Here is a 20,564-nt window from a genome sequence, read left to right on the forward strand (position 1 = left end):
CGGTCACCGTTTCGATGTGCACGGCTCCGCACCATAGGCGGCGACGATCAGGTCCGCGCACTGCCTTGCATGGCGGGCGAGCTGCCGTCGGGTGGGGATGGCGGCATCGCCGAGGAGCATGGCGCGGTTGATCGGTTCACCCATGACCAGCCAGTTGAACTGACGGCCGACCACCTCGGGTCGGGGCGCAGTCAGCAGCCCTGCCTTTGCGGCAGCCTGGAACGCCCGGGTCAGGGTGTTGATGGCGCGCTGCGGCCCGGCGTCGTGCAGTACCTGAGCCAGTTCGGGGAACCGGGGAACCTCGCCGATCACGACTCGCCGGAGCTGGATGAGACGCGGGGTCAGGACCGCTTCGAGCTGTCGGAGGGCGTGGGTGGCGAGCTGGTCGCGAAGCTCGTCAAGATCGCTTGGAGCGGGAAGCTCGTCGGGGACCTGATCTCCGGCCATCGTCGTCATCTCCGAGACCAAGGCGATGAACAGGTCCTCCTTGTTGCCGAAGTGCCGGTAGACGGTCGGCTTGGAGACCTTCGCGAGGGAGGTGATCTCGTCCATGCTCGCTCCGCGGTATCCCTCGCGCAGGAAGATCGCTTCGGCTGCGGCGAGGATCGAGCGACGTTTGTCGTCCGAGGGGGGCCGCCCCCGCCGGCCGGGCGTCTCTGAGCTCATGCGCAACCTCCGATGCGGTGACGTTGACATCCTAAACTAAACCGTTTAGTTTCGTAATAACGACACTGAGTGGTGTTGTTATTGCGGGCGGTGAAGGAGGAGCTGTGGAGACCGTTACGTCACCGGACGGCACGACGATCGCGTACGACAAGCTGGGTGAGGGGCCGGCGCTGATCATGGTGACCGGGGCGAGCTGCTTTCGCCGGTTCCTGCCCGTCGCATCCGACGCGAAGGCCCTGGCCAAGAGGTTCACCGTCTACAGCTACGACCGCCGCGGCCGCGGCGACAGCACCGATGCCGGATCGTGGTCGATCGACCGGGAGATCGACGACATCGAGGCGCTGGTCGATGCGGCGGGTGGCGAGGCCCTGGTCTACGGCCACTCTTCCGGCGCCGTCCTGGCGCTCGAGGCCGGTCGCCGGCTGCCGGGCAAGGTCACGAAGGTCGCTGCCTACGACGCGTCGTACGTCCACGGTGAGGAGGAGCGAGTCGAGTACGCCGGGCTCAGCGAGGAGGTTGACCGGCTGCTGGCGGCGGGGGCGAACGGCAAGGCGATGCGGCGCTTCCTCACTGGTATCGGGATGCCGCGTGCCTTCGTGGCCCTGCTCCCGGCGATGCCCGGCTGGGCAGCCATGAAACGACTGGCCCCGACCTTGCGGTATGACATCGCCCTCACCCGGGACGAGCCCCAGCGTGAGCGGCTGCAGGCGCTCAAGGTGCCGACCCTGCTGCTGGTCGGCGGCAAAGGTCCGGCCACCCTGCGCGGCACCCACACGACTCTGTCGTCCATCCTCCCCGACGCTCGCGCCGTGGTCGTCGAAGGCCAGGACCACATGGTCAGCATGAAGGTTCTGCTCCCCATCCTGACCGACTTCTTCACCACCGACTGAGATCACGAGCGGCCGAATCCGGCTCCCGGCGGCGCCGCGCGTGGGACGATGACGGATTGACACCGTGAGCCCGCTCGCCAGTCGGCGGACAGTGGGACCGGATGGACTCGGCAGGACCTGCTCGCCCTCGCCTCACTGCTCATCGGGACGGTGCTGGGCATCATCGGCCTGATGTCGGGCTGAGGAGACCGCCCGTTCAAGGCGTATCCGCGTTGGCGCCTGAGGTCTATGGTGGCGAAGAGGCTGTGGACAGCGACCGAGGGAGCCCCTGTGACGACCACTCCGATCAGCACACCGGCCCACCTGCTCGAGGACCTGGAGCCCGTCGTGGCCGAGAACCTCGACCGCCATCTCGCGCTGGCCCAGGAGTGGCATCCCCACGACTACGTGCCCTGGAGCGAGGGACGGGACTTCGCGTTCCTCGGCGGTGAGGACTACGCCCCGGAGCAGTCGCGGCTGTCGAGTACCGCCAAGGCAGCGATGTTCACGAACCTGCTGACCGAGGACAACCTGCCGTCGTACCACCGCGAGATCGCCACCCGCTTCGGCCGCGACGGCGCGTGGGGCACCTGGGTCGGCCGGTGGACCGCCGAGGAGAACCGGCACGGCGTGGCGCTGCGCGACTACCTCGTGGTCACCCGCGGCGTGGACCCGGTCGAGCTGGAGCGGGCCCGGATGGACTACATGACCTCGGGCTACGACTCGGGCGACAAGACCGCGCTGGAGGCGGTCGCCTATGTCTCCTTCCAGGAGCTGGCCACCCGCGTCTCGCACCGCAACACCGGCAAGGTCACTGGCGACCCGATCGCCGACAAGCTTCTCGCCCGGATCGCCAAGGACGAGAACCTGCACATGGTCTTCTACCGCAACATCGTGGCCGCGGCGCTCGACATCGCGCCCGACGCCACCATGCGCGCGATCGCCGACGAGGTCATCGGCTTCGAGATGCCCGGTGCCACGATGGCGGGCTTCCGCCGCAACTCGATCATCATCGCCAAGGCCGGCATCTACGACCTACGGCTCCACCACGACGAGGTGCTGATGCCAGTGCTGCGGCACTGGGGCGTCTTCGAGCGTGACGGCCTCGGCGCCGAGGGTGAGCAGGCCCGCGACGACCTGGCGAGGTTCCTGGAGGCGCTCGACACCCAGGCCACTCGCTTCGTGGAGCGCCGGGCCGAGACCCGCGCCCGAGTCGCGGCGAACGCGGACCAGGAGAAGGCCGCCCGGCTTGCGGCCGACATCGCGACCTGACGTACCCGCGGAGTATGCACATCGCGCGACCCGGAGGATGCTTAACGCATGACCGATCGAGACGAGTTTCGGGCGTGGGTCGAGGGTGCTCTGTACGATGCGGAGTTCGCCCTGCACAACGGAGACGCCGCCCCGCGACGAGCGCTCTGGTCCCGCAACGAGCCCGTGAGCGTCTTGGGTGCCTGGCGCAATGCCCATGGCCAACAGGAGATCGACGAGCTCTTCATCTCTCTTGGCGCCAGCTTCTCCGACTGCACGTCCTACACCTTCGACCTCCAGGCCTTCGATGTGGTGGGCGACATGGCCTACACAGCAGGCCTGGAGCACACTTCCGCTTCGGTTGACGGTCAACCGCGCACCTACACGCTGCGTGCGACTCAGGTGTACCGCCGCGAAGCCGGCCAATGGCGGGTCGCCCATCGCCACGGCGACACGGTCAACGACTAACCGTCGCTGACTTGCGCATCCCCTGCCTAGCTGGTCCGTGCCGCGGTGCGGTGGGGCCGGATCGGCGTGGCGATCAACGACGGCTCGCCGAGCAGTTCTTCTGAGTTATCCACAGGGCGGTCGATTGGCGTTGGCGGCGGGTGTCTCGGCTGGCGTATGAATGTTGCGAACAGGATCTTCTGCCTCGGGACAGGACCGCCGATGACCGTGACCTTCAGCGACACCCCGGTCGAGCTTGTCGAGCAGCTCGACGGCCGGGTGCGCGAGGTTGTACGGCGTGAGGGGGTCGACCCGCAGCGCGACAACGGCGTAGTCCGCCGGATCGCCGAGGCCATTGTCGAGGCCCATGACCAGCTCAGCCTGACCGGTGCGGTCGCGCCGATTGAGGACCCGCGGGGCGTGATCGACGAGCTGGTGGCACGGGTCGCCGGGTTCGGCGCGCTGCAGCCGTTCCTCGATGACCCGGCGGTCGAGGAGGTCTGGATTAACGACCCGAGCCGGGTCTTCGTAGCGCGCGGCGGCCGGCACGAGCTGACCAACCTGGTGCTGACCCAGGCGCAGGTCGACGAGCTCGTCGAGCGGATGCTCAAGTCCAGCGGTCGCCGGATCGACATCAGCCAGCCGTTCGTGGATGCGATGCTGCCCGAGGGTCACCGGCTGCACGTCGTACTCGAAGGCATCTCGCGCGGCTTCTCCGCGGTCAACATTCGCAAGTTCGTGCTGAAGGCGGCCCGGCTACACGATCTCGTCGAGCTGGGCAGTCTGTCGGTGCCGGCCGCGGCGTTCCTGGACGCCAGCATCCGGGCCGGCCTCAATGTGCTGGTCGCCGGCGGCACCCAGGCCGGCAAGACCACGATGCTGAACTGCCTGGCCGCGGCGATCCCGGGCGGCGACCGGGTGGTCTCGTGCGAAGAGGTCTTCGAGCTGCGCTTCCCACACCCCGACTGGGTGCCGATGCAGACCCGGCAGTCCGGGCTCGAAGGCACCGGCGGGATCCGGCTGCGGGAGCTGGTCAAGGAGAGCCTGCGGATGCGGCCCAGCCGGATCGTCGTCGGCGAGGTCCGCGCCGAGGAGTGCCTCGACCTGCTGCTCGCGCTCAACGCCGGGCTGCCCGGCATGTGCACGCTGCACGCCAACAGCGCCCGCGAGGCGCTGGTCAAGATGTGCACGCTGCCGCTGCTGGCCGGCGAGAACATCTCGGCGCGGTTCGTGGTGCCGACCGTCGCCGCGTCCGTCGACCTGGTGGTCCATCTCGGCATCGACGAGCGCGGAGTACGCCGTACCAACGAGATCGTCGCGGTCCCGGGCCGCGTCGAGAACGACGTCATCGAGACCGAGACGATCTTCGCCCGCACCGGCAACGAGCTGCGGCTGGTCGGCGGGATGCCACCGCGGCCGGAACGGTACGAGCGTGTCGGTATCGACGTGCGCGGGCTGCTGTCGGGGGCGCGCTGATGGGTGCTCTGGTCGGGCTGGGGGTCGGCGTAGGGCTGATGCTGATCTGGTCGGCCTTCTTCCTGCCGCGCCGGTCGAGGTCCGCCGGCCGCGGGCCGGGCTGGCCGGCCCGGCTGCTGGCGCGGGCCGGGATCGGCGGAGTGTCGCCGACCAGCTTCGTGCTGCTGTGCGCGGGCCTGGGAGTCGCGGTCGCGCTGGTGATCCTGGTCGTGTCCGGTACGCCGCCGGTCGCCGTGGTCTTCGGCCTGCTGGGCGGCTACCTGCCGGTGGCGGTCGTGGCCGGCCGGGCGCGGCGCCGGCAGCGTGAGTTCGCCGAGGTCTGGCCGGAGGCCGTCGACAACCTCGCCAGCGCCGTGCGTGCCGGCATGTCGCTGCCGGAGGCGCTCGCCGGGCTCGCGGTGCGCGGGCCGGAGCCGCTGCGCGGCGCGTTCGAGCAGTTCGCACTCGACTACCAGGTGACCGGCCGCTTCTCCGACTGCCTCGACCGGCTCAAGGAGGCGCTGGCAGACCCGGTCGGCGACCGGGTCGTGGAGGGGCTCCGGATCGCGCGGGAGGTCGGTGGCGGAGAGCTCGGCCGGCTGCTGCGCAACCTCTCGTCGTACCTCCGCGACGACGCCCGCACCCGGTCCGAGCTCGAGGCCCGCCAGGCGTGGGCGGTCAACGGCGCCCGGCTGGCGGTCGCGGCGCCGTGGCTGGTGCTGCTGACGATGTCGTTCCAGTCGCAGGTGATCCAGCGCTACTCCTCGCCGACCGGGGTGCTGATCCTGGCCGTCGGCGCCGCGGTCTGCGTGGGCGCCTACCGAGCGATGGTGCATCTGGGTCGGCTGCCGAGCGAGCGGCGGATCCTCGCATGAGCCTGACGCTGTGGGGGATCCTGCTCGGGCTGACGGCCGGACTCGGCGTACTGCTCGTGCTGTCCCGGCTCGCCGCGATCCGGCGTACTCCGCTGGAGACGCGGGTGCTGCCCTACGTCCGTGACCTGCCGCAGGTCGGGCGCGTGGTGCCGATGCGTGCCGCCTCGTCGAAGCAGTCGGCGTCGGCGTTCGCCAGTGTCTTCGGGCCGCTCGTTCAGGGCGCGGCGGAGTCGGTCGAGCGGGTGCTCGGCGGCGCGGCCTCGGTACGCCGCCGGCTGGAGCGGGCGGGCATCGACAAGACCGTCCACGAGTTCCGCATCGAGCAGGTGCAGTGGGGCCTGGTCGGCTTCGCGGGCGCGGCCGTCCTGGTCGGGCTCCGCCTGCTCCGCGACCCGGGCAGCGCACTTCCAGGGCTGCTGGTCTGCCTCCTGGCGTTCGCGTCCGGGGTGCTGCTCCGGGAGAACCGGCTGACCGCCCAGGTGAAGGAGCGCGAGCGCCGGATCCTGGCCGAGTTCCCGGCCATCGCCGAGCTGCTGGCGTTGTCGGTGGCGGCGGGGGAGTCACCGGTCGCGGCGCTCGACCGCGTCGTCCGCCGCAGCCACGGTGAGCTGTCCGGAGACCTGGCGAAGGTGCTGGCCGAGGTCCGCACCGGCGAGCCGGTCGGCTCGGCCTTCGACCGGCTGGCCGCCCGCGCTGGGCTTCCGCTGGTTGCCCGCTTCGCCGAGGGGGTCGCGGTCGCGGTCGAGCGGGGCACCCCGCTAGCCGACGTACTCCACGCCCAAGCCGCCGATGTCCGCGAGGCCGGCCGCCGCGAGCTGATCGAGGCCGGCGCTCGCAAGGAGGTCGCGATGATGGTGCCCGTCGTCTTCCTGGTCCTGCCGGTCACCATCATGTTCGCCTTCTGGCCCGGCTTCGTCGGGCTCAGCCTGACCACACCTTGAAACCACGGGGAGAAGACACATGAGAACCGTCGAATACGCACTCATCCGGCTGTACGTCGCCGCCGTCCTGCGCACCCGCGACGAGCGCGGTGACGTCCCCGGCTGGGTGATGATCACGGTCATGTCGGCGACCGTCGTCGCCGCCTTGACCGGCATTGCCAGGCCTGAGCTGTCGAGCATGCTGGAGAACGCGCTCGCCACGGTCAGCGGACGGTAGCAACGTGGCCGGACCCGCGCGGCGCCGAGACGAACGCGGCTCCGCGGTCGTGGACTTCGTGCTGGTGATGCTGATCCTGATCCCGCTGTTCCTCGGGATCCTGCAGCTCGCCCTGGTCCTGCACGTCCGCAACACCCTCGCCTCGGCGGCCTCCGAGGGCGCCCGGTACGCCGCCACCCAGGACCGCGGCCTCGGCGACGGTGAGGCCAAGGCCCGCACCGAGATCAGTACGGCGATCTCGGGCCGCTATGCCAGCAGTGTCGACGCGTCGTCGACGACCGTCGAGGGTGCCCCCGGCGTGGTCGTCGCCGTCGAGGCGGAGGTTCCGCCGCTCGGGCTCTGGGGTCCGGCGGTCAGGATCCGCGTCGAAGGACACGCGATCGAGGAGGTGACCGAGCCGTGAACCGCCGCGACGAACGGGGCAGCGCGCTGATCGAGGTGTCCTGGCTCGGCATCCTGCTGATGGTCCCGCTCATGTACGTCGTGCTGTCGGTGTTCGACGTCCAGCGCGGCGCTTTCGGCGTCACCGCCGCTTCCCGGGCCGCCGCTCGTGCCTATGCGCTCGCGCCCTCACCGGCCGAGGGCGAGGCGCGGGCGGCTGCCGCGGCACGGCTGGCGATGCGCGACCAGGGCCTGGACGCCGACTCGGCCGAGATCGACGTCGGCTGCGTGCCGGACCCGGGTGACTGCCACCTGCCCGGCTCGGTGATCACCGTCGACATCCGGACCCGCGTGGACCTGCCGCTGCTGCCGGCGATGCTCGGCAGCGACACCCCGAGCTTCCGTCTCGACGCTCACCACCGGGTGCCCTACGGCACCTACCGCGAGGGCCACAGATGACTCGCGACGAGCGCGGTCAGACCACGCCGATGATCGTCGGCTTCTTCTTCATCCTCGCGATCCTGGTGGCGGTCGTGGTGGACGCGTCGGCGGCGTACCTGCAGCGGCAGTCGCTGGCGACTCTCGCCGAGGGCGCCGCCCTGTCCGGTGCCAATGGCGGCGTCACCGGCGCGAGCTCGTACGCCGACGGCATCGGCGAGCAGCGCGCGGATCTCGACGCGACCGCCGCTCGGGCAGCGGTCGCCCAACACCTCCGCGAAGCCGGCGCCTACGAGCGATACCCGGACCTCGCCTACACCGTCGCGGTCACCGAGGACGGCGTCGTGGTCCGGATCACCGCCGGCCTCGACCTGCCGCTGGCCGTCCCGGGCACCGCGGGTGGCGCCACAATCGGAGCCAAGGGTTCGGCTGCGTTGGAGATCTCCGGCTAGCGGACGGGACGGCCGCCTGAAGGGGGTGTCCTCCGGTTGGTGATCCAGGTGTGTCACTACGGACCGCGTAGTGACACACCTGGATCACCAAGGCCGAAACGGCCCGCCGAGCCGCGTCGCCGGACCGTGGGCCGTGAGCGCCGGTCTCATCCCTCCCGCGGTGCCGTACTGTTGCTCCTTGTGGCAGGACCCGACTTCGACCAAGAGATCAAGCAGCTTCAGGCGACCATGCGCACCATCGAGCAGGTGCTTGATCTGGACAAGATGCGCGGCGAGATCGCCGAGTTGGGAGAGCAGGTCGCGGCACCCGACCTGTGGGACGACCAGGACAACGCGACCCGGGTGACCGGACGGCTGTCGGCGCTCCAGGGCGAGGTCGACCGGTTCACTGAGCTCAACGGCCGGGTCGACGACCTGGAGGTGATGGTCGAGCTCGCGCAGGAGGAGAACGACGCGGAGTCTCTGGCCGAGTCCGGCGCCGAGCTGGGCCGGGTGAAGAAGGCGGTCGAGGCGCTCGAGGTCCGCACCCTGCTGTCCGGCGAGTACGACGACCGCGAGGCGATCGTCACCATTCGCTCCGGCGCCGGTGGCGTCGACGCCGCGGACTTCGCCGAGATGCTGATGCGGATGTACACGCGCTGGGCGGAGCAGCACAAGTACCCGGTCGAGGTCTACGACGTCTCGTACGCCGAGGAGGCCGGCATCAAGTCGGCCGAGTTCGCGATCCACGCCCCTTATGCCTACGGCACCCTCTCGGTCGAGGTGGGCACCCACCGGCTGGTGCGGATCAGCCCGTTCGACAACCAGGGACGCCGGCAGACGTCGTTCGCCGCGGTCGAGGTGGTCCCGGTCCTGGAGCAGACCGACGAGATCGAGGTCGACGAGAACGACATCCGCACCGACGTGTTCCGCTCCGGCGGCCCCGGCGGCCAGTCGGTCAACACCACCGACTCGGCGGTCCGGCTGACCCACATCCCGACCGGCATCGTCGTCTCCTGCCAGAACGAGAAGTCGCAGCTCCAGAACAAGGCGTCCGCGATGGTCGTCCTCAAGGCCAAGCTCCTCGCCCTGAAGAAGGCCGAGGAGGCGGCGCTGAAGAAGGACCTCAAGGGCGACGTCGCCGCGAGCTGGGGCGACCAGATGCGCAACTACGTGCTGAACCCGTACCAGATCGTCAAGGACCTGCGGACGACGTACGAGACGGGCAATCCGCAGGCCGTCTTCGACGGCGACATCGACGCCTTCCTCGAGGCCGGCATCCGCTGGCGCCGCGGCGCCGCCGGCCAGAACTGACGCCAACCAGTCGGACTCAGCAGGCGCGCCGGACCTCACCCGAGCAGTCGTCGGCGCCCGGGCCGCCGTCGACGGTGTCTCGCCCGTCGTCACCCTGGACGCGGTCGTTGCCCGCCCGGCCGTACAGCCTGTCGTGACCACGCTCCCCGTAGATGTCGTTGGCGCCGGCGGTGCCCCAGATCGTGTCCCGGCTCTGCGACCCCTGGGCGTTCTCGAAGCCACGGCCTGTGAACGCAGTTCCGGAGTTCCAGCGACCCTTCCCCGAGGCCATGTCCAGGCTGAAGCCACCGCCGGATGCGTTGACGAACTCGATGTTGTCGGTGCCCTGCTGACCGAATGCCTCGAACCGCCCGCCGAGGATGCTGAACTCGTCGTTGCCGGGCCCGCCGAAGGCACTGACCCCGGCCCAGACGGAGAAGTAGTCCTCACCCGGGCCACCGCGGAGCTCGGCCCGGCGGTCGGCGAGCAGGCCGTCATGGCCGCGACCGCCGCGAACCACGCTCCCCGCGCCGTAGACATCGATGCTGTCGTTGCCCCCGAGTCCCTGGATGTCGTCTCGGCCGCCCCAGCCGTTGATGCGGTCGGGACCGTCGGAGCCGATGATCGTGTCGTCGTGGTCGGTGCCGATCACCTCCTCGACGTCGAAGACCTGATCACTGCCCTCACCGAGGGCGACGTGCTTGGTTAGGTTGACCCGGATGCCCTCATCGGCCCCATCGAACTCGACCTCGTCGTACTGGCCGCCTCCGCTCAGGATGTCGTTGCCGTCGTCTCCTTCGAGGTGATCGGCTCCGGCATCGCCGCGCAGCCGGTCGTTGCCGCCCATGCCGCGTAGCCAGTCGGCGCCGGCACCTCCGCAGACCAGGTCGTTGCCGGTGCCGCCCTGGAAGTGGTCGTTCCCGGCGCCGAGGTAGACCACATCGTCGCCTCGGGTGCCGGCGAGTACGTCACGACCCTCGGTGCCGACGATGGTGGCGCGCTTGCCGGCACAGGTAGGTGCGGCGTTGGCGGGCGCGGCGACGACGGTTGCGGCGGCGGTCAGGCTGGCGACGACGCAGCCGACGGCGATGGTCTTGAGCATGGCTTCCCCCTGGAATGAGCGTGCAGACCAGGGGGAGGCTACGTCATTCGGGCCGCGCTGACTGCCGATTCGCCGACCAGAGCAGGCTGCCGAAGGCGACCACGAGCGCCACGTTCACCGGGATCGCCACCTCCGCGATGTTGCCGATGTGCGCAATCGGCCAGGCGAGGATCGCGGCCAGCACCACAGCTCCTTGCCAGCGGTGGCCGAGCCTGGCCAGCCCGACCGCGACCAGGGCGAAGGACAGCGGGAAGAACAGCCCCAGCGGCTTGATCAGGTTCGCCGCGCCGGACTGATCGACGAGTGCGGTGTCGCCGAGCGACATGTGGATGGTGTCGAAGCCGTAGGCGACGTTTCCGGCCATGCCGATCAGTCCGGTGAGGACAATGGCAGCCTTCAGCCTCGACTCGGGAGGCAGCCAACCGGCCACCCGGAGTACGACGAAGCCGTAGGCCATCGCGCCGAGGACGTGGAGTACGCCGGCGGTGGCGTCGTCCCAGCCGCGAGCGGCGTACGTCGTGTCGGCGGCGAGGTAGACCAGGGGCGCCACCGCGAGCGAGGCGGTCAGCAGGCGCTCGGTGGGAGTGGTGGCGGCCCGTTCGGCCGTGTGCAGGGCAGTGGTGGTCATCGGACTTCCTTCCGTTTCGTGAGAGCAGTGAGCCATCACCGTGTCGCCGCGACCGCCGGCGTCGCCACGGGGCTAGCCCTGGACCGCCCAGCCGCCGAAGAAGCAGGGAAAACCCTGGGGAGCGGCCGCCTGATCGCGTGCCACGATGTCGCCATGGACTCCCGCGGACCGCGCGGTCTCGTGCCGATGTTGCTGGTCAGCGGCGTCGTCGTGCTGGTGGCCCTCGGACAGGCCCGCGGGATGTGGCTGGCGAACCTGCACAACGGGCTGCTGGCACTCGCGTTCACCCTGGTCGGCGCGTACGTGCTCTTCCAGCGCCCCGGTCACCGCGAGGGCCTGCTCTTCATGGCGACCGGCGTCGTCGAGGCAGTGATGTTCTACGGACGCCAGGTCGGCCACTGGTCGACCTCACCCGACAGCTGGGTCGATCGCTGGTTGGGGTGGCTGGGCGTGTGGCCGATCGCGGTGGCACTCGCGCTCGCGACGCTGTCTGTCTTCTGCTTCCCCGACGGCCGGCTGCCGTCGCCGCGCTGGCGCTGGGTCGCGGCGGCGGTCGTGCTGATCGCGGCTGTGTGTGCGGCGCTGTCGGCGCTGTGGCCGGTGGAGTACGCCGCTACATCGATGCCGCTCGAGCACCCGGTGAACCCCGAGGCATCGCAGTCGGTCAGCACCGTGTGGGACGCCCTCGCGCACCCGTCGTACGCGATCTTCCAGGTGCTGTGGGTGGTGGCGATCGTCGCCCGCTGGCGCGGGGCGACCACGCCGGTACGGCGCCAGCTGGCGTGGCTGGTGCTTGCGGCGGCCGTCTCGGTCGTGGCGCTGGCGGTCGGCCTGGCCGTCTGGCAGACACCGCGTCCGGGGCTGCTGACGGCCTGCCTGGTCCCGGTCGCGGCCGGGCTGGCCGTCGTGCACGGCCAGCAGGCGAGGGCGTACTCCGCGCTCAGCTGGCTCTCCCGGTCGGGTGCCCGGTCCGACGATCTGCCGACGAACCTGGCGCGGGCGGTGGCCGAGGCGCTGGCCGCGCCCGCCGCCACCCTGTGGATCAGGGTCGGCGAGCGCGAGCTGCACGCGGTCGGGGTGTGGCCGGAGACCGACGCCTACATCGCGCCGGCCACCCTGGCCGATCTCCGGGCAGCACCCGACCTGCACCTGCGGCCGGTGGAGCGTCAAGGCGAGGTCACTGGAGCGATCACCGTCGACCGGCCACGGGCCGACCGGCTGTCGCTGGCCGAGGCGAAACTCCTCGACGACCTCGCCTCCCAGGCCGCCCTGGTTGTTGACCACCTGAACCTGGCCGACGTCGTCGCCGGCCAGCGCCGGGCCGGCTTCCTGGATGGGCTCAGCCCGCGGGAGAACGAGGTGCTGGAGCTGATGGCGCGGGGCCTGTCGAACGCCGCGATCTGTCAGGAGCTCCACCTCAGCATCAAGACGGTCGAGCCGGTCGTCAGCGCGATCTTCGTCAAGCTCGGCCTGCACGCCGACGCCGGCAGCAACCGCCGCGTGCTGGCCGTCCTGGCCTACCTCCGCAGCTAGCCCATTCGGTGGTCGAGCAGCTGGCGCAGTTAGTTCTTGGGTGGTCGAGCAGGTTGCGCAGCAACCGTCGTCGAGACCACGTCCGGGTTGGTGGTCTCGACGACGGCCCCAGTATCGCGGCCGCGTGGCCGCGCCCGCGATGCTGCGGTTGCTGGCGCTCGCTGCTCGACCACCCGAGCTAGCGGGCTGCCTGCAGAACGGCCGAACACCACTGGTCGGCAGCTTTCGGGAGTCCGGCGACCGCCTTCCGGGTGACCGCACACGCGAGCCAGCCGTCACCGAACAGTCCTCGGTACGACGCCGTCACGCTGCTCTTCCCCCGACAGGTGACCGCGGCCGACGGCGTACCGAAGGCGGCGGCCCGAGGGATTGCCTTACATGCCTTGGGACGCTTCGCCTCGGCGACCAGCTCGCGCGCCCGGGCACGCGTCACCTGAGGTGCGAAGACCCAGGCCTGCGCCTCCGCGCCGGACTCGCTCACGAACCGGCACCCGAACTCGTGCGACACATCGGTGACGCTCGCGGCGAGCTCGACCGAGTCACCGTTGCCATAGTGGGCGGTGCGGGCGACCTCGGCGCCGAGCGCCGACTCCGCTGCCGACTTGGGGATCGCACCGCAGAAGTCGGCCCGGGCGACGGTCACCGACGAGGTGTCGAGATCGCCGAGAGCGGTGGCGGGCGGCGCGGCCGAGGGCTCGCTCGGCTCGTCGCCCGAACCGGTGCAGGCCGCCGTCGTACACACCACGAACGCGGCCACGAACAAGCGAGCCGCGGAGGCGGGAACGAGCGGGCGCATGGCCACACCATAAGCGAGGTCAGAGTTCCTTCAACTGGCCTCCGTCCACGACGAACCGGGCACCGGACGTGCTGGCCGAGCGCGGCGAGAGCAGGAGCGCGACGACGTCCGCGATCTCCTGAGGGTCGATCAGCCGACCGGTTGTGAGGTTCATCGCCGTGGCCGCGCCCGAGGCGAGCACCTCTTCGCGGGTGCTGCCGGTCGCCTCGGCAAAGATGTCCGCCGCGCCACCGGGGTCGGTCCACCACGGGGTCTCGACCGGGCCGGGAGCGACCGTATTCACGCGGATGCCCTGCGGGCCGTACTCCGCCGCCAGCGACTTCGTCAGGTGCGCCAGCCCCGCCTTCGCGGCGCCGTAGTCGACGTTCACCGCTGCCGGCTGCTGAGCCATGGTCGAGGTCACGTTCACGATCGAGCCGCCGCCGCGTGAGAGCAGATGCGGTACGGCGGCCCGGATCGCGCGCACCGTCGCGAACAGGTTGAACTCGAACATCTCTCGCCAGTCGTCGTCGGTCGGCGCGAGGAACGAGAACCGCGGCAGCTGCGTGCCCGGCGGCGGGCCGCCGGCGTTGTTGACCAGGCTGTCCAGGCCGCCGAACGCCTCGACCGCCCGTTCGACGGCGTGCGCGGGCGCCTCGGGATCCATCAGGTCGACGGGGACGTGCAGAAGCCGCGGGCCGGCGAGAGCGTCGAGCTCAGGGCTGACCTTCCGGGACGCCGCCACCACGCTCGCCCCCTCCTCGAGCAGGGTCCGGGTGATCGCCAGCCCGATTCCCCGCGAGGCGCCGGTGACGACGGAGACGTGCGAAGCGAGCTTGAGGTCCATGAGTGTCCTTCCGTGGAGGTACTGACACATCGAGCCTTCCTCGCCGTCCCGCGGAAGACCGGCGGCAATCGGACGTCGCATATACGCGGAGGCTGTGCGGATCGCTGTGACCCGTCACCTACACTCGGCCGGGTGATTCGCTTCGAGAAGGTCACGAAGACGTATGCCGGGCAGGCCCGCGCGGCGCTGGACCAGATCAACGTCGATATCGAGAAGGGGGAGTTCGTCTTCCTCGTCGGCACGTCCGGCTCCGGAAAGTCGACATTCCTCCGGCTCGTGCTCCGCGAGTACCGCCCCACCTCGGGTCGGGTGTACGTCGCAGGCAAGGAGATCAACCGGCTCGCCGGCTGGAAGGTCCCCGGTCTCCGCCGCCAGATCGGCACCGTGTTCCAGGACTTCCGGCTGCTGCCCAACAAGACCGTCTCGGAGAACGTCGCCTTCGCGCTGCAGGTGATCGGCCGCTCGCGTTCCTACATCGACAAGGCCGTCCCCGAGACTCTCGACCTGGTCGGCCTCGATGGCAAGGGCGACCGGATGCCCGACGAGCTGTCCGGCGGTGAGCAGCAGCGGGTCGCGATCGCCCGCGCCTACGTCAACCGGCCGATGATCCTGATCGCCGACGAGCCGACCGGAAACCTCGACCCGACCACCAGCGTCGGGATCATGAAGCTGCTGGACCGGATCAACCGCGCCGGTACCACCGTGCTGATGGCGACCCACGACGCCGGCATCGTCGACCAGATGCGCAAGCGCGTGGTCGAGCTCGAGGACGGCGTGGTCGTCCGCGACCAGACCCGCGGCGGCTACGGCCTCGAGCAGTGACCCTTCCGTACTTCCCGTCCATCGAGTCCATCGAGAGGGCAACCTTCTGATGCACCTTCGCTACGTGTTCTCCGAGCTCGGCCAGGGTCTGCGCCGCAACCTGTCGATGCATGTCGCCGTTGTTCTGACCCTGTTCGTCTCCCTGACCCTGGTCGGCCTCGGGTTCCTGCTCAACGAGCAGACCAAGGAGGCCGAGGACTACTGGGGCAGCCAGCTGCAGATCACGGTCTTCCTGTGCACCGAGAACGACCCCAACGTCAAGTGCGTCAGCGACGTGACCGACGCGCAGCGGGACGCCGTACTCAAGGTCGTCGAGGACAACCCCGAGGTCGCCGGCCACCACGAGGAGAGCAAGCAGGAGGCCTTCGACAAGGTCAAGAAGCTGCTCGGCGAGGACCTCTTCGAGGGGCCCAACCCGCCGGCGACCGCGGAGGCGATGCAGGAGACGGTCTGGATCGAGTTGAAGGACCCGAAGGAGTACGAAGGGATCGTCAGCGCCGTGATCGGCCTGGACGGCGTGTCCGGCGTCCGCGACCTGCGCGACGAGCTGGACCCGATCTACTCCTCGATCGACGCGCTCAAGTACGGCGCCTGGGGTATCGCGATCTTCCTGGTCCTGGCCGCGCTGCTGCTGGTCGGCAACACGATCCGGCTGGCTGCGTTCGCGCGTCGCAAGGAGATCGGGATCATGCGCCTGGTGGGCGCCTCCTCGCTGTACATCACCCTGCCGTTCTTGCTCGAAGCGCTGGTGACCGCCTTGATCGGCGTGGCCCTCGCGGCGACGGCGCTGCTGTCGTTCTGGTTCTTCGTGATCGACCAACAGGTACGCGGAAAGATCCGGATCACGCCCTGGATCGGCTTCGACGCAGTGGTCGGCGCGGTCTTCTGGGTCACCGTTCTCGCGGTCGTGATCAGCGTTGTTCCGACACTCCTACTGACCCGCAAATACATCAAAGTGTGAGTTCGCCCGGTTACCTTCGAGGAGTTCCCAAGAGAGATTGACAGGTCCCGAACAAACAAAGGCATAAAGGTGCGTTCCTTCCCCCGTACCCTCCCGCGCCCGTTAGCCCAGGGCCGCGTTGCAGCCGCTACCGCGGCCTGCGTGCTTGCCGTTGGCATTGTCGCCGTCCCCTTCGCTCACGCAGACGACCCCGACGAGCTGAAGGAGAAGGAGCGGCGCGTCCAGCGACAGCTGAACAGCGCTCATGACGCCCTCGAGGAGTCCAGCGCGACCGCGCGTTCGGCGTACGCCAAGCTGAACAGCGCCAAGGTCGAGCTCACCGCGGCCCAGCAGCAGCTCGCGCGCACGCGCGGGAAGCTGGCGGCCGCGAAGGTGCGCGACGCCCAGATGCAGACCAAGCTCGAGAACGCGATCGCCAAGCTCAAGCTGGCGCGCACCCAGCTCGCGGCCGGTCGGCTCGACGTACTCGAGCAGCGCAAGGAGTTCGGCCGGACCATCGCCTCGCTGTACGCCAACGGGGACCCGCAGCTGCTCGGCCTGGCCGGGATCCTGCGCTCGGGCGACGCCTCCGAGATCACCCGGCGCAACGCGGCGGTGGACATGGCGGCCTCCCAGGAGGACCGGCGGTACGACGAGCTCAAGGCCGCCGAGGTGCTGCTCGAGGTCAACGAGACCAAGGTGGAGGACGCCAAGGACGAGGTGCAGCTGCAGCGTGAGGCCGCAGCCGACCATCTCGACCTGATGGAGACGCTGGAGCAGCAGGCCGAGGACGACGCCGCGAGCGTGCGCCGCCTGGTGACCGCCCGCTCCGAGGCCGCGACCGACGCCTTCCAGGCCAAGCAGGCGGACCTGGCGACGCTGCGTGAGCTGAAGGCCGAGCAGGAGCGGATCAAGGAGAAGCTCCGCGAGGCCGCCGAGAAGGCGCGCGAGCTCGCCGAACAGGCCAACCAAGACGCGGAGGGTGGCTCGCCGCACGGCGGACCGCAGTCGGGCGACGGCTATCTGGGCTACCCGGTCGCCGGTGCGGTCACCTCGCCGTTCGGCTACCGGGTGCACCCGATCTACGGCTACTACTCGCTGCACGACGGCACCGACTTCGGCGCCGGCTGTGGCCAGCCGCTGTACGCCGGCGCGAGCGGCACCGTGATCTCGTCGTACTACCAGACCGCCTGGGGCAACCGGCTGATCATCGACCACGGCTTCGTCCGCGGCGTCGGCCTGGCCACGATCTACAACCACGCCAGCAGCTACACCGCCGGCGTCGGCGACCGGGTCGAGCGCGGCGAGGTGATCGGGTACGTCGGCACCACCGGCTGGTCCACCGGCTGCCACCTCCACTTCACTGTCACCAGCAACGGCAACCCGGTCGACCCCCTGAGCTGGTTGTAAGGCTGCGGGCCTGGCCGCCGGTTGAGGAGGTTGCGCAGCAACCGTCTCGAAACCAAGGCGACTACCGGAGCGAAAGCCGCTTGCGGTCAGTTGAAAGAATGGGCGGATGGCCAAGGAGCAGGGGCGCAAGCTCATCGCGCAGAACAAGAAGGCGCGACACGACTATCACATCGAGGACACCTGGGAGGCCGGGCTGGTCCTCGTGGGTACCGAGGTGAAGTCGCTGCGTGAGGGCCGGGCATCGCTGGTCGACGGGTTCGCCGAGATCGACGGCGGCGAGGTCTGGCTGCACGCCGTACACATCCCCGAGTACGCCCAGGGCACCTGGACCAACCACTCCGCGCGCCGCAAGCGCAAGCTGCTGCTCAACCGCGCCGAGATCTCCAAGATGGAGCGGAAGATCGGCGACAAGGGCTACACGCTGATCCCGCTTTCCCTCTACTTCAAGGACGGCCGGGCCAAGGTCGAGCTGGCGCTCGCGAAGGGCAAGAAGGAGTACGACAAGCGGCACTCGCTCGCCGAGCGCCAGGCTACGCGCGAGAAGGAGCAGGCGATCGGCCGCCGGCTCAAGGGGTACACCGACTGACAGCGCGCTCGGCTGGCCGGGAATCTCGGTGGGGCGGATCAGCGTTGAGCACGTAGACTGGATCGACCGGCTGCACGACTGGGCCGGCGTACAACTCAAGAGGGGCTGATCGGTTTCGACTTGGGACGTTAGTTCCAGGGGAAGCGGGTCGAGAAGCCAGCGTCATCTCGTAAACGATCGCTGGAAACCAATAGTTGCCGACTCTAAGCGCAACAACTTCGCTCTCGCTGCCTAAGCAGTGATCGAAGGGTCAGACCGGGCATCCGTCTCCGTCCCGGACCCTGGCCTCATCTAGGGGACTTGCCTTTCAACCCTCGTCACGGAGGTTGATCGGGACTTTTTCGTGACTGGGCCTGTCGGCGACGTGTCTGTGCGAGCGCCGGGGCCGAGAAAACGCCATCACCGACTGCACCCGGAGAAGACCTGGTTCGACGCTCGAGGACGCGGGTTCGATTCCCGCCAGCTCCACGAGATCGAGGGCGAAGTGTGTTCGCAGAACTGCGCGATCCACTTCGCTCTCGTCATTTGTGCGCGACTTCGTCGCGCGGGCGGGGGCTTCGCCACCCGCACCCCCGGATCGGGCCAGCACGATGACTGGTCTCGGTGACCGAGCGTCATCGCAACCAGCCGTCGCGGACAAGGCAGATGCCGAGCTGGAGACGGTTACTGGCCCCGAGCGTCGTCATCAAGGACTGGATGCGTCGCTGGGCCGTGCGGTAGCCAATGTCCAGCTGGCGGGCGATGGCCTGATCGGTGAGACCAGCGGCGAGAAGTCGGATCAGGTGATCGTCAACGACCAGTTCATGCTCGGCCAAGAGTGGGCGATCCCTGGTGAGGGGCACCGCTCGGATCCAGAGAGTCTCGAACAGGGCGTGCAGGGCATCCAGCAGGCCACAGGGGTGCACGATGATGGACGAGTCGAGGGCCTCGGGATCTCCATGGAGTTGGATCATCCCGATCCGCCGGTCGGCCAGGATCATCTTGATGGGGACTTCGGAGGCGACTCGGCCGAGTTCCCCTGCGGCGATGCTTTCGGTGATGTCCTCGACCCGGCCGGGTAGTTCCAGGCTGGTGCGGTCATAGAGCACGCGATAGCGGACTTGGGTTTCCTGTATCACCTCGAACTCGACTGGATTGCGTACTGTCGTCGGGTCGACGTACGGCGGCTTGTCGCAGATCATGACCTCGTGTCGCGCGGAGCGCTGGATCTGTTCGACTCTTTGCCGAGTCGCATCAAGTCCGGAGACGATCTCGACGAGCTCGTGCCCGTCGACGGCACGCTCCGCTCGGCGCCAGCGCCTGCCGAGGTCCTCCACGCTGGCCCGGACTCGACGCAGATCCTCCTGACGGGCGAGGATCAGCGTCTCTAACGCCATCTCTGGGGCGACCGCGACGTAGCGCACCGGTTTGTTGGGCAGCCGGCTGACAAGCCCCGACGTGCGGAGCGCGGCTACAGCGGCCTGAAGACGGCCGCGCGACAGGTCAGGTCGCCACTCGTGGAGTTGGGTGATCGTGGCTGCATGCCGATCGACGAGCAGCCCGTACACGTCACCTTCGACCGGACTCAGTCCCAGCGCCTTGAGACTCTCGGCGTCGCTTCGGCTCATTGTTGTCTCCATCTGCGACTCACCCTGCCTGGCGTGTTCACGCCGACGGCGTCTACACGCCTTGCCGATCGGTTCCCAGTGCGAGCCTCGAGAGCTAGCGTCGCACACCTGGCTCTCGGCCTGTCCAAAGGAGGAACGCGGTGCTAGTCAACAAGCGACGCAGGTGGCTGCTCAGATCGGTGATCGGGTGGATGGCGGTGGTTGGGCTGGTCGTCACCGGCGTGACCACACAGGCCCTAACCGGAGCGGCGGCCGACCCGCCCTCACTGGCGAAGAAGATCAGGCCTGAGCTGACGAAAGCCTTCGAGGCCAAGACCACCACCGACTTCTGGATCCGCTTCCAGGACGAGGCCGACCTGACCCAGGCGAGCAAGCTCTCCAACTGGAACGAGCGTGGTGCGGCGGTCGCCGCGGCGCTGCGCAAGACCGCGGCCGAGAGTCAGGCAAAGGTCCGGGCCGAGCTCAACGGTCTGCACCTGAAGTACCAGACCTTCTGGGCCTCGAACGCGATCCGAGTCTCCGGCGGCTCGATGAGCGTGGCGCAGAGCCTCGCCGAGCACGCCGAGGTCGAGGGCCTCTACGCCCCTATCGCCTACGAAGCGCCGAAGGTCACCCCCGCTCAGACCGTGCAACAGGTCAACTCGCTCGAGTGGGGCCTGGCAAACATCAATGCCGACGACGTCTGGTCGCAGTACGGCGACAAGGGCGCGGGCATCGTGATCGCGAACATCGACACCGGTGTCCAGTACGACCACCCGGCACTGGTGAACAAGTACCGCGGCAACAACGGCGACGGCACGTTCGATCACAACTACAGCTGGTTCGACGCCGCCGGCACCTCCCCGGACGCACCGTCCGACACCAACGGCCACGGCACCCACACGATGGGCACCATGGTCGGCGACGACGGCGCCGGCAACCAGATCGGCGTCGCACCAGACGTCAAATGGATCGGGGGCCTTCGCCCCGGATCTTGGACACGGTGGGTGGTTGATTACGCCGCGGTGGGCAGCGTAGTGGCCCGGCGGGCCTCGTAGGTGGACGGGGACA

General features: G+C 69.2%; 23 protein-coding genes and 1 other RNA gene. 18 read left to right on the forward strand and 6 right to left on the reverse strand.

Annotated elements, in window-relative coordinates:
- Nucleotides 1-3: 3 nt before the first annotated feature.
- Entirely contained in the window at nucleotides 4-666 is a 663-nt protein-coding gene (locus DDV73_RS16415; RefSeq protein ID WP_109508349.1) for a TetR/AcrR family transcriptional regulator, read from the reverse strand.
- Between the two features lie 104 nt (nucleotides 667-770).
- On the opposite strand from DDV73_RS16415, the gene DDV73_RS16420 reads away from it, so the two are divergent.
- From DDV73_RS16420 to prfB, 11 genes are all read left to right on the forward strand, one after another.
- On the forward strand, nucleotides 771-1,556 hold the full coding sequence (locus DDV73_RS16420) for an alpha/beta fold hydrolase (protein ID WP_109508350.1): 786 nt from the start codon (nucleotides 771-773) through the stop codon (nucleotides 1,554-1,556).
- A gap of 270 nt (nucleotides 1,557-1,826) precedes the next feature.
- Complete coding sequence (locus DDV73_RS16425; protein WP_240617324.1) at nucleotides 1,827-2,807, forward strand: acyl-ACP desaturase; 981 nt, start codon at nucleotides 1,827-1,829, stop codon at nucleotides 2,805-2,807.
- Between the two features lie 48 nt (nucleotides 2,808-2,855).
- Complete coding sequence (locus DDV73_RS16430; protein WP_109508352.1) at nucleotides 2,856-3,254, forward strand: nuclear transport factor 2 family protein; 399 nt, start codon at nucleotides 2,856-2,858, stop codon at nucleotides 3,252-3,254.
- A gap of 201 nt (nucleotides 3,255-3,455) precedes the next feature.
- Nucleotides 3,456-4,709 (forward strand): TadA family conjugal transfer-associated ATPase, encoded by a 1,254-nt coding sequence (locus DDV73_RS16435; RefSeq protein ID WP_170126033.1) that lies wholly within the window; start codon nucleotides 3,456-3,458, stop codon nucleotides 4,707-4,709.
- The gene (locus DDV73_RS16440; protein WP_109508354.1) at nucleotides 4,709-5,563 is read left to right on the forward strand and encodes a type II secretion system F family protein; all 855 of its coding nucleotides are present in this window, start codon (nucleotides 4,709-4,711) and stop codon (nucleotides 5,561-5,563) included. Before DDV73_RS16435 ends, DDV73_RS16440 begins: the two co-directional genes overlap by 1 nt.
- Nucleotides 5,560-6,504, forward strand: a complete 945-nt coding sequence (locus tag DDV73_RS16445; RefSeq protein WP_109508355.1) for a type II secretion system F family protein — start codon at nucleotides 5,560-5,562, stop codon at nucleotides 6,502-6,504. The genes DDV73_RS16440 and DDV73_RS16445 overlap by 4 nt, the downstream gene beginning before the upstream one ends.
- 19 nt (nucleotides 6,505-6,523) lie before the next feature.
- Complete coding sequence (locus DDV73_RS16450) at nucleotides 6,524-6,721, forward strand: hypothetical protein (protein WP_109508356.1); 198 nt, start codon at nucleotides 6,524-6,526, stop codon at nucleotides 6,719-6,721.
- Nucleotides 6,722-6,725: 4 nt separating this feature from the next.
- A complete protein-coding gene (locus tag DDV73_RS16455) occupies nucleotides 6,726-7,124 on the forward strand; it encodes a TadE family protein (protein WP_240617325.1) in 399 nt (132 codons plus the stop codon).
- Nucleotides 7,121-7,561: a hypothetical protein gene (locus DDV73_RS16460; RefSeq protein ID WP_109508357.1), complete on the forward strand. Its 441-nt coding sequence runs from the start codon at nucleotides 7,121-7,123 to the stop codon at nucleotides 7,559-7,561. The genes DDV73_RS16455 and DDV73_RS16460 overlap by 4 nt, the downstream gene beginning before the upstream one ends.
- On the forward strand, nucleotides 7,558-7,992 hold the full coding sequence (locus DDV73_RS16465; RefSeq protein WP_109508358.1) for a pilus assembly protein TadG-related protein: 435 nt from the start codon (nucleotides 7,558-7,560) through the stop codon (nucleotides 7,990-7,992). Before DDV73_RS16460 ends, DDV73_RS16465 begins: the two co-directional genes overlap by 4 nt.
- A gap of 180 nt (nucleotides 7,993-8,172) precedes the next feature.
- Nucleotides 8,173-9,285, forward strand: coding sequence for a peptide chain release factor 2 (prfB, locus tag DDV73_RS16470; RefSeq protein ID WP_109508359.1), 1,113 nt, complete (start codon nucleotides 8,173-8,175; stop codon nucleotides 9,283-9,285).
- 16 nt (nucleotides 9,286-9,301) lie between these two features.
- Here the strand turns inward: prfB and DDV73_RS16475 are convergent, their stop codons facing one another.
- Together DDV73_RS16475 and DDV73_RS16480 are read right to left on the reverse strand one after the other, a co-directional pair.
- A complete protein-coding gene (locus tag DDV73_RS16475; RefSeq protein WP_109508360.1) occupies nucleotides 9,302-10,366 on the reverse strand; it encodes a calcium-binding protein in 1,065 nt (354 codons plus the stop codon).
- Nucleotides 10,367-10,409: 43 nt separating this feature from the next.
- A complete protein-coding gene (locus DDV73_RS16480; protein ID WP_109508361.1) occupies nucleotides 10,410-10,994 on the reverse strand; it encodes a hypothetical protein in 585 nt (194 codons plus the stop codon).
- A gap of 153 nt (nucleotides 10,995-11,147) precedes the next feature.
- On the opposite strand from DDV73_RS16480, the gene DDV73_RS28800 reads away from it, so the two are divergent.
- Nucleotides 11,148-12,527, forward strand: coding sequence for a helix-turn-helix transcriptional regulator (locus DDV73_RS28800; protein WP_206050922.1), 1,380 nt, complete (start codon nucleotides 11,148-11,150; stop codon nucleotides 12,525-12,527).
- Nucleotides 12,528-12,705: 178 nt separating this feature from the next.
- Here the strand turns inward: DDV73_RS28800 and DDV73_RS16490 are convergent, their stop codons facing one another.
- Together DDV73_RS16490 and DDV73_RS16495 are read right to left on the reverse strand one after the other, a co-directional pair.
- The gene (locus DDV73_RS16490; protein ID WP_109508362.1) at nucleotides 12,706-13,323 is read right to left on the reverse strand and encodes a hypothetical protein; all 618 of its coding nucleotides are present in this window, start codon (nucleotides 13,321-13,323) and stop codon (nucleotides 12,706-12,708) included.
- 19 nt (nucleotides 13,324-13,342) lie between these two features.
- Complete coding sequence (locus DDV73_RS16495; protein WP_206050923.1) at nucleotides 13,343-14,230, reverse strand: SDR family NAD(P)-dependent oxidoreductase; 888 nt, start codon at nucleotides 14,228-14,230, stop codon at nucleotides 13,343-13,345.
- 51 nt (nucleotides 14,231-14,281) lie between these two features.
- On the opposite strand from DDV73_RS16495, the gene ftsE reads away from it, so the two are divergent.
- The 5 genes from ftsE to ssrA all read left to right on the forward strand — a co-directional run bounded on the left by ftsE (nucleotide 14,282) and on the right by ssrA (nucleotide 18,378).
- Nucleotides 14,282-14,971, forward strand: coding sequence for a cell division ATP-binding protein FtsE (gene ftsE, locus DDV73_RS16500; RefSeq protein ID WP_109508364.1), 690 nt, complete (start codon nucleotides 14,282-14,284; stop codon nucleotides 14,969-14,971).
- 49 nt (nucleotides 14,972-15,020) lie between these two features.
- Nucleotides 15,021-15,932 (forward strand): permease-like cell division protein FtsX, encoded by a 912-nt coding sequence (gene ftsX, locus DDV73_RS16505; RefSeq protein ID WP_109508365.1) that lies wholly within the window; start codon nucleotides 15,021-15,023, stop codon nucleotides 15,930-15,932.
- A gap of 141 nt (nucleotides 15,933-16,073) precedes the next feature.
- Nucleotides 16,074-17,321, forward strand: coding sequence for a M23 family metallopeptidase (locus DDV73_RS16510; protein WP_109508366.1), 1,248 nt, complete (start codon nucleotides 16,074-16,076; stop codon nucleotides 17,319-17,321).
- A gap of 106 nt (nucleotides 17,322-17,427) precedes the next feature.
- Nucleotides 17,428-17,907, forward strand: coding sequence for an SsrA-binding protein SmpB (gene smpB / locus DDV73_RS16515; RefSeq protein WP_109508367.1), 480 nt, complete (start codon nucleotides 17,428-17,430; stop codon nucleotides 17,905-17,907).
- Nucleotides 17,908-18,008: 101 nt separating this feature from the next.
- Nucleotides 18,009-18,378, forward strand: a transfer-messenger RNA (tmRNA) gene (gene ssrA, locus DDV73_RS16520).
- 143 nt (nucleotides 18,379-18,521) lie between these two features.
- Here ssrA and DDV73_RS16525 read toward each other — a convergent pair.
- Nucleotides 18,522-19,514, reverse strand: coding sequence for a helix-turn-helix domain-containing protein (locus tag DDV73_RS16525; RefSeq protein WP_161962428.1), 993 nt, complete (start codon nucleotides 19,512-19,514; stop codon nucleotides 18,522-18,524).
- Nucleotides 19,515-19,654: 140 nt separating this feature from the next.
- On the opposite strand from DDV73_RS16525, the gene DDV73_RS16530 reads away from it, so the two are divergent.
- Nucleotides 19,655-20,551, forward strand: a complete 897-nt coding sequence (locus DDV73_RS16530) for a S8 family serine peptidase (RefSeq protein ID WP_240617326.1) — start codon at nucleotides 19,655-19,657, stop codon at nucleotides 20,549-20,551.
- The last annotated feature ends 13 nt before the right edge of the window (nucleotides 20,552-20,564 follow it).

The organism is Nocardioides speluncae, from assembly GCF_003121585.1.
GTDB classification, from domain to species: Bacteria; Actinomycetota; Actinomycetes; order Propionibacteriales; family Nocardioidaceae; genus Nocardioides; species Nocardioides speluncae.

Bases quoted from the DNA above. Each gene is read 5' to 3' on its own strand.
- DDV73_RS16415 (WP_109508349.1), bottom strand. From the start codon at position 666: ATGAGCTCAGAGACGCCCGGCCGGCGGGGGCGGCCCCCCTCGGACGAC.
- DDV73_RS16430 (WP_109508352.1), top strand. From the start codon at position 2,856: ATGACCGATCGAGACGAGTTTCGGGCGTGGGTCGAGGGTGCTCTGTAC.
- DDV73_RS16435 (WP_170126033.1), top strand. From the start codon at position 3,456: ATGACCGTGACCTTCAGCGACACCCCGGTCGAGCTTGTCGAGCAGCTC.
- DDV73_RS16440 (WP_109508354.1), top strand. From the start codon at position 4,709: ATGGGTGCTCTGGTCGGGCTGGGGGTCGGCGTAGGGCTGATGCTGATC.
- DDV73_RS16445 (WP_109508355.1), top strand. From the start codon at position 5,560: ATGAGCCTGACGCTGTGGGGGATCCTGCTCGGGCTGACGGCCGGACTC.
- DDV73_RS16450 (WP_109508356.1), top strand. From the start codon at position 6,524: ATGAGAACCGTCGAATACGCACTCATCCGGCTGTACGTCGCCGCCGTC.
- DDV73_RS16465 (WP_109508358.1), top strand. From the start codon at position 7,558: ATGACTCGCGACGAGCGCGGTCAGACCACGCCGATGATCGTCGGCTTC.
- DDV73_RS16475 (WP_109508360.1), bottom strand. From the start codon at position 10,366: ATGCTCAAGACCATCGCCGTCGGCTGCGTCGTCGCCAGCCTGACCGCC.
- DDV73_RS16480 (WP_109508361.1), bottom strand. From the start codon at position 10,994: ATGACCACCACTGCCCTGCACACGGCCGAACGGGCCGCCACCACTCCC.
- DDV73_RS28800 (WP_206050922.1), top strand. From the start codon at position 11,148: ATGGACTCCCGCGGACCGCGCGGTCTCGTGCCGATGTTGCTGGTCAGC.
- DDV73_RS16490 (WP_109508362.1), bottom strand. From the start codon at position 13,323: ATGCGCCCGCTCGTTCCCGCCTCCGCGGCTCGCTTGTTCGTGGCCGCG.
- DDV73_RS16495 (WP_206050923.1), bottom strand. From the start codon at position 14,230: ATGCGACGTCCGATTGCCGCCGGTCTTCCGCGGGACGGCGAGGAAGGC.
- ftsX (WP_109508365.1), top strand. From the start codon at position 15,021: ATGCACCTTCGCTACGTGTTCTCCGAGCTCGGCCAGGGTCTGCGCCGC.
- smpB (WP_109508367.1), top strand. From the start codon at position 17,428: ATGGCCAAGGAGCAGGGGCGCAAGCTCATCGCGCAGAACAAGAAGGCG.
- DDV73_RS16525 (WP_161962428.1), bottom strand. From the start codon at position 19,514: ATGAGCCGAAGCGACGCCGAGAGTCTCAAGGCGCTGGGACTGAGTCCG.